This is a genomic window from Nitrosomonas marina (genome assembly GCF_900111605.1).
Taxonomy (GTDB): Bacteria; Pseudomonadota; Gammaproteobacteria; order Burkholderiales; family Nitrosomonadaceae; genus Nitrosomonas; species Nitrosomonas marina_A.
Genome location: NZ_FOIA01000025.1, coordinates 44633 through 50632, shown reverse-complemented (window position 1 = coordinate 50632; position 6000 = coordinate 44633). Strand labels below are relative to the sequence as shown.

Sequence of the window (6000 nt, the reverse complement as noted above, 5' to 3'; positions counted from 1 at the left end):
AACACGATACGCAAAGAATGCCGCATCGTTTCTGGCGGCTGTCCATATACGGTGCATCGCTATTTGGGCTAGTATCTTATGACGACACTATCTAGCGAAAAAGGCCGGTTTCCCATATGAGACTCTATATTTTGATAAAAAAGATGATTGGGTTAGTTTCTCTTAACTCAAGCTAAACATTCTCTTGATTTTCTTTACAAGGCTCAACTATGTTTGCTTTGTGAAATGTGATACTTAATCAAATCTCCACCTTCCGATAATTCGTCCAATCATCCCTATCGATCGCAGTCAAGGTTGCCAGTGTCATTGGTACAGCCTTTTCAATAAAGCGCCCCTCCACATCGATAGGCGATGATATGGGATCTGTAACAGACTCAATCACAAGCGGCGCATAGGTGCGCTTCTTGTAACGCAATGCAACCAACACCGGCGCAATTGAGGGCACGAGTGCATCAATAAAACCGGTCTCACCACGCGCAGAATTGACCGATCTGGCCAATATTGAGCCGTCAGGCGATAACTTGACCGGCAACGACCAGGACATGAGTTTTTCAAACGGCGCCTCAACTTCGGCATACGGATCTCGCCACGCACGAAACAACGCAGTTACCTGAAACTTCACCGGAGGCATGCCGTTGAATACCTGTGTTGAATTCAACTTGGTAATGCCGGTCCTGCCCTCGAATTGTCTGATAAAGCGATTGGATTCTTGTTGCGCATTTGTGGCAATGCCCCTTAACAATCCTTCGGAACTCCCATCCCCGGCAAAGCCAGCTACCGCGTCGATTATTGGTTGGAGAGCGCCAGACTGCAACATGGCAAGCAGCGTAGGCGCCCTGTTCTCAGGCCCGGAATGCTCGAACGCGCTTTGCCAGTTCAATGATATTTCCATACTGGCTTCAGAGAATGGTGTTTGCACGATATCAGGATCAGTGTTTTTCGTGCGTGCGTATGCGCCGCTTTCTGTACGCTCAATCTGATAAATGCTGGCTATCAGATGCGGCGACAGCCCGTCCCAGGCAGATGAAAGCGTTTTGTTTTCTAAACTCGGTGTATTAGCCATGGCTCAACAAATAAAAAAGGCGCCACCCTGAAGCTCCCACGACAAGGGTAACGCCAAAAACTGCTAATGCAGTAAGGAGATTCAAATTATTTCAAACCAGCCTTTTTGCGAACGCGCATTGATTTTGCTCTGCGCATTTTTGCGGAAGCTGAATGACTTTTTCTGCGTGCCTTGCGTATAGCCAGCTTTTGTTTTGCTGACAGCCTCACAGTTCCGGAAACACGCTTGCGAATGCGTACTTTTTTGCCGCCGCGAACAGCAATTTTTCTTTTGTATGCCGCGTCCAAGGCAACTGAGTCGAAAGCGAAAGAATCAATATCCTCGCTCTCCGCGTCCTCGCCCTCTGGCAGTACAGATGCAACCAGATCACGTACACGCTCTGCTGCGTCATCATCAAAATCATTCAGCAGCGCATCGATATCATCATCCTCTACACCTTTGCTTGACAAATAGTCCCATGCCGCCTCGAGAGCCATTCCAAGTACATCCTGCTCATCATCGGTAATATCGCCATCCTTGTTTTCATCGGCAATACCCACCATCAAAGCAAGCAAACGGTCTGAGGATGATTCTCCATCATCCAGGTCATCGGTTTCTATCCATTGCTGAATAGCCGAAGCAGCAGCCATTTTCATTTCGGTCATGGTGTAATTCTCTGCCGCGCCCATGCCATCACCACCCCCGGCCATATCCAGCGCAATGTCGTTACGGTCGGGCGTAACTCCCGCTCCGGTGACTTTAGGTTTTCTATCCGGTCTCAATACGGATTTAATCAAATCGCTTGTATTCATGTTTCTTTTGGTCCTTGTCAGTTAAAAAACCTGTGTTACCGATTAACGGGAAAGTGTTTGCGTCACAAAAATCTGCCTTACTGTGCCGTCGTAACGTAACCAGTAAGAGCAATCTATCCGGTCATAAGGCCGCTGCGCATTCGGACGAATGTCAAATCGCCAGGCACGTCCTTCCATTTCAGGATCATTACTTGGCACCAGCCAGCCGGATGCCTCAGCGCCCTCAAACAATTCAGTCAAGAAGTTTCTCAGCCTCTTGAGAGCGATCTCCATCGGCAACTGAAGTACATCCTTGCCATACCGAGTGACGTTATCGTCAATTTCAGCCGACATGTCAGCCACAGCAATCAGTTTCTTCAAGCTGGAGACAACCAGGGCACTGGTCAGTGAATCAGTGAACACGAACCGGCCACCGCCTGAAAACTGATCCCATAACACTGGATTAACTTTTGCTTTCGCAAGCGCGTTAAGCTGTTGACGGCTTGGGTTTGTTTCCTGAGACATGCGAGTCCGTCTAATTGGCCAGTTTCTACCTGCAATCGGGTAATTTTTCGGCGCAAAACCGCGCGCGTTTCTCTGTGCGTTACGCCCGCACCCGTAGGCAATATTCAAAGTAGCAACACCAAAATAACCTTTTGGATTGATGCCAGTAGGATCATCCGACTTGATAGGCGACCAGTATGCATGTAACAAGTGAGAACTCAGGCTTGCGCCGAAGTTTAGTTGCTCCACGAAAGCAACTGCCGCATCAACGGTCAGATTGCCAGGCACGTCAAAACGCAATTGACGGTTAGTGTCATGCGCAAGCTGTGCCAATTGACCAAGCAGCCCGGCAGACTGCGAGCCACCGGATGAAATGTACTCATACTCGAACGGCGTGTTTTCCAGCTTCACCCGCGCAAGCGAGTAATCTTCTGTTACATAACCGGTGCCGCCCTCGTCAAAACAAACCAGCGTATTTGACTTTGACCATTTTTCTTGGCCGCCAGTATCGTAGCCGTATGCATCAGAAGTCGTGGCCACGGTTGCATCAACACCGGTAACGCCAACGCTTACCTCAAGCTCATCGGTAAATGACGCGACCACATCGGGCAAATACAGCGAATTGCCGTAGTCGTCCTTGGCGTCGATATCCAGCGAACCGAAGAACTCATACAGCGGCACATCATCAGAATCCAGAATTTGCAGCGTGATTTCATCATTCACCTGCGCCACGCCACCAACTTTCTTTTCATCAGCCCGGTAACGCACCTTGATACCGTCGTTGAAGCATCCAAGATGCTTGATTGACAGAAAATAAGGCGCGACCGGCTCGGTATCGGATACAGAATAGGTGATTGCCTGGGTGCCCGAGTCGACCTCGACCAATGCCCACTTGATCTCTGCAGCATCAGTTACCAGACGCTGGACAACGGCCTCATAAGCGCCATTATTCAACGCCTCAACAACATGCACCCATGCCTCGTTAAGAGCAGACACACGCACCTGTTCGCCTTTGCCAAGCTTCACGCGTACATTGCCACGATCCACTTTGAATGGTTTGTCAATACGCCCCCGCGTGGCACGCATCATGATCCCAAAGTTCTGATCTGCATTGCTAAACGCAGGAATTTCCGATTGATCACGCAGCGGATTAAGTTGTACGCCCGGCTCTTCACCGAGTTGTCTTACAAATGCTTGTGCGCTCATGCTGTATTAACCTCCTTTCTTTGCTTTGCTGCCAACGACGCCTGATTTTGCCGCCGTCTTTGTTGCGCCAGCGCCGCTTTTATTTGCGCCAGGTTGTTGTTGGCTGTTTTGGTCATCACCGGCACCGCTTTTGTCCTGTTTACCGTTCTGATCAGGGTCTGGCTTCTCTCCATCAGGGTCAGAATCAGGGTCAGAATCAGGGTCAGAACCGGGATCAGGATCAGCAGCAGGATCTTCATCCTCTTCACCCTCATCAGAAACCGCCTCGATCGTCAGCGCGTGCTTAAGTCCATTCATGGTTGCAATCTGCTCCATGCTTGAAACGGCGCGCTTCAATTGATCGATGCTGCCCACCTGGACCTCTTTTGAGTTTGAGCCGTCAGCACTGCACACGGTATCAAGCGTAAGGCCGTTAATCTCAGGGATTGTAATGACGCATGGCATACGGCTTGTTACCTCGACCATCAGGGGGAATTCGGATTCACCGAAAACCTGCTGGACGGTCTGTCTTGCTTCACCCTGGAGGGCTGGCGCCCCCACTTCTATCTTTCTCATCAATGTTCTCCTGTATAGAAATTGCTACATCAGATCAAATCACCTGAATGATTACTGCATGTTGGTGACGTTGATGATTGCGCAACCAAGTGAAGCTGAAATATGCGGATTAACATCGGTCAGGCTACGACCATAAACACCCACGCCAGCTTTTAGATCGGTACTGACACCGAGCGGAATCATGGTTACAGGAACTGAATCGCCCAGAACAAACGGATTCAAGGCAACAGAACTTGCGCGACCTACGCAGAGAATTTGCGCGGCACCCGCTGTGTCCTGAATGGTTCTTGGGGTGTAGTACACATCATAGAGCCCGAACAATCGACCGACACGGAATATTCCGGGACGCAGCATAACGCCGGACGGCTGCCAGATATCGCTAGGCAATGACAGGAAGTCCGACATGATGTACTTACCGATATACAGGTGAGAAATACCATGATCGAACGTATCGATAGCCATTTGCTGTGAAGCAACGCCAAGCGCACTGGCCAGATCGCGCCACGCATCTGAACGGTGCATGTAGGTTTTGCGGTTGGTCCAGTCAAAATCGAATGTAACCTGATTGTTTGCGCCCAATCGCAATGCTTTTTCAAGCACTTCATAATGACGTTCGCCAGACAATTGCCGCTGAATGGCGACCATCGCTTCACCGTGCGCATCCAAACCCAATTCCTGTGATATCTGAGTGCGCGCATCAGGCGTGACTTGCGTAAACCCACGCCATGGCTTGGCGAACAATGGTCTCGTTCTTACGGCACTCAGCATGCTTGGAATATTTTCAGGCCCTCGCTCGTAGTCAACGAAGCTTTCAACCGCAACCGGGACCGTTTCTGGCAATGCCGGAGTGGTTGTTAAGGCAAACACACCGGTATCGGTGTTGATATTTCCACCGATCGTGTAAGTTGTGCCGGATATAGTAATTGATCCGCTCACAACAGAGTTGCCTGAGCCCTCAGAATCCACCTCTCTTGCAGCAACCATGCCTTTAACGTACAAAACAGCACGACCGCGCAGCAATTTGACTGCATCTGCGGCCTGATCGCAGGTTGAAGGTGTTGCCTGCAACTTGGTCAGCTTGCCGTCAATATCTCCGGTACTGACTGTCGGGAACAGAGCATGAATGCGCGAAGATGTCAGGTATGGCTTGCCAGAATTGACGCCATCCATTGAATCGCCTTGCGCATACTGACCGTATGTGTGCCCGGCCTCGTGCGACAGGATAGCCAGCTTTGCCTCGTTCGAACCAATATCTGCAGGCAAATAGTGAGCGAAGGGAATCGCGTCACCAAACGCTGACAGAATCGCCACGACAGCACGGTTAGGCTGTAGTGACAACTGGTCATGATGCGCGGAACTCGCGCTATCCAGCTTAACTCTGTCCAGTTTGTACTTGTTTGCCGCAAAATCTGTTGCTGCAAAACCCATGTGGATGGCGTAATTGCTGATATCTGGCGGAATGCTGACGCCGTGTTGACGCTGATACGTGCCAACACCATCAAATATGGCTTTGATGATTTTTGCCCGGTTGCGCTTTTTCTCGTCTTCACTCGCGCCGCAATACGCCTCATCCAGAACAATCTGCATGGACTCAGGAACCTCCACGCCAGTATCGCCCTGATTAACAACTGATCCGGCAAAATCATTAGCACTTGCAGAATCGAAAGTGCTGCCCTTGGCTGAGTTTTCGAGAAGGCTATTAACAAACTCCGTCGCCTTCTCTGCTGATTGGCTGTAGCAATCCTGCTCGACTTGCTGTACTACCGCTTCTTTGGTCATCTTCTGTCCTCGTTTTTATAAACAATTACTCACCCGGACAAATGACCGGGCACTGATACTCGAATGAGCGAGTTAATGTTTATTGTGAAAGGACAGAATTAGTCTAAATGCGGGTTTTTCCGG

5 protein-coding genes and 1 pseudogene are annotated in these 6000 nt (G+C 50.0%); 1 reads left to right on the top strand and 5 read right to left on the bottom strand.

Going from position 1 to position 6000, the window contains the following annotated elements:
- Nucleotides 1-82 (top strand): annotated as a pseudogene (locus BMY62_RS15975) (IS5/IS1182 family transposase); the annotation flags it as partial.
- A 156-nt stretch (nucleotides 83-238) separates the two neighbouring features.
- On the opposite strand, the gene BMY62_RS11595 reads toward BMY62_RS15975, so the two are convergent.
- From BMY62_RS11595 to BMY62_RS11575, 5 genes are all read right to left on the bottom strand, one after another.
- Nucleotides 239-1063 carry a hypothetical protein gene (locus BMY62_RS11595; protein WP_090660010.1) on the bottom strand — a complete coding sequence of 275 codons (825 nt, stop codon included), beginning with the start codon at nucleotides 1061-1063 and terminating at the stop codon, nucleotides 239-241.
- Nucleotides 1064-1149: 86 nt separating this feature from the next.
- Nucleotides 1150-1854, bottom strand: coding sequence for a hypothetical protein (locus tag BMY62_RS11590; RefSeq protein ID WP_177170376.1), 705 nt, complete (start codon nucleotides 1852-1854; stop codon nucleotides 1150-1152).
- Between the two features lie 42 nt (nucleotides 1855-1896).
- Nucleotides 1897-3543 (bottom strand): hypothetical protein, encoded by a 1647-nt coding sequence (locus BMY62_RS11585; RefSeq protein ID WP_090660007.1) that lies wholly within the window; start codon nucleotides 3541-3543, stop codon nucleotides 1897-1899.
- A gap of 6 nt (nucleotides 3544-3549) precedes the next feature.
- On the bottom strand, nucleotides 3550-4098 hold the full coding sequence (locus tag BMY62_RS11580; protein WP_090660004.1) for a hypothetical protein: 549 nt from the start codon (nucleotides 4096-4098) through the stop codon (nucleotides 3550-3552).
- Nucleotides 4099-4149: 51 nt separating this feature from the next.
- On the bottom strand, nucleotides 4150-5877 hold the full coding sequence (locus BMY62_RS11575; RefSeq protein ID WP_090660002.1) for a hypothetical protein: 1728 nt from the start codon (nucleotides 5875-5877) through the stop codon (nucleotides 4150-4152).
- Between the last annotated feature and the right edge of the window lie 123 nt (nucleotides 5878-6000).

What these genes read in the sequence shown, in the direction of transcription:
- BMY62_RS11595 (WP_090660010.1), bottom strand. Translation starts at nt 1,063, where the DNA reads ATGGCTAATACACCGAGTTTAGAAAACAAAACGCTTTCATCTGCCTGG.
- BMY62_RS11590 (WP_177170376.1), bottom strand. Translation starts at nt 1,854, where the DNA reads ATGAATACAAGCGATTTGATTAAATCCGTATTGAGACCGGATAGAAAA.
- BMY62_RS11585 (WP_090660007.1), bottom strand. Translation starts at nt 3,543, where the DNA reads ATGAGCGCACAAGCATTTGTAAGACAACTCGGTGAAGAGCCGGGCGTA.
- BMY62_RS11580 (WP_090660004.1), bottom strand. Translation starts at nt 4,098, where the DNA reads ATGAGAAAGATAGAAGTGGGGGCGCCAGCCCTCCAGGGTGAAGCAAGA.
- BMY62_RS11575 (WP_090660002.1), bottom strand. Translation starts at nt 5,877, where the DNA reads ATGACCAAAGAAGCGGTAGTACAGCAAGTCGAGCAGGATTGCTACAGC.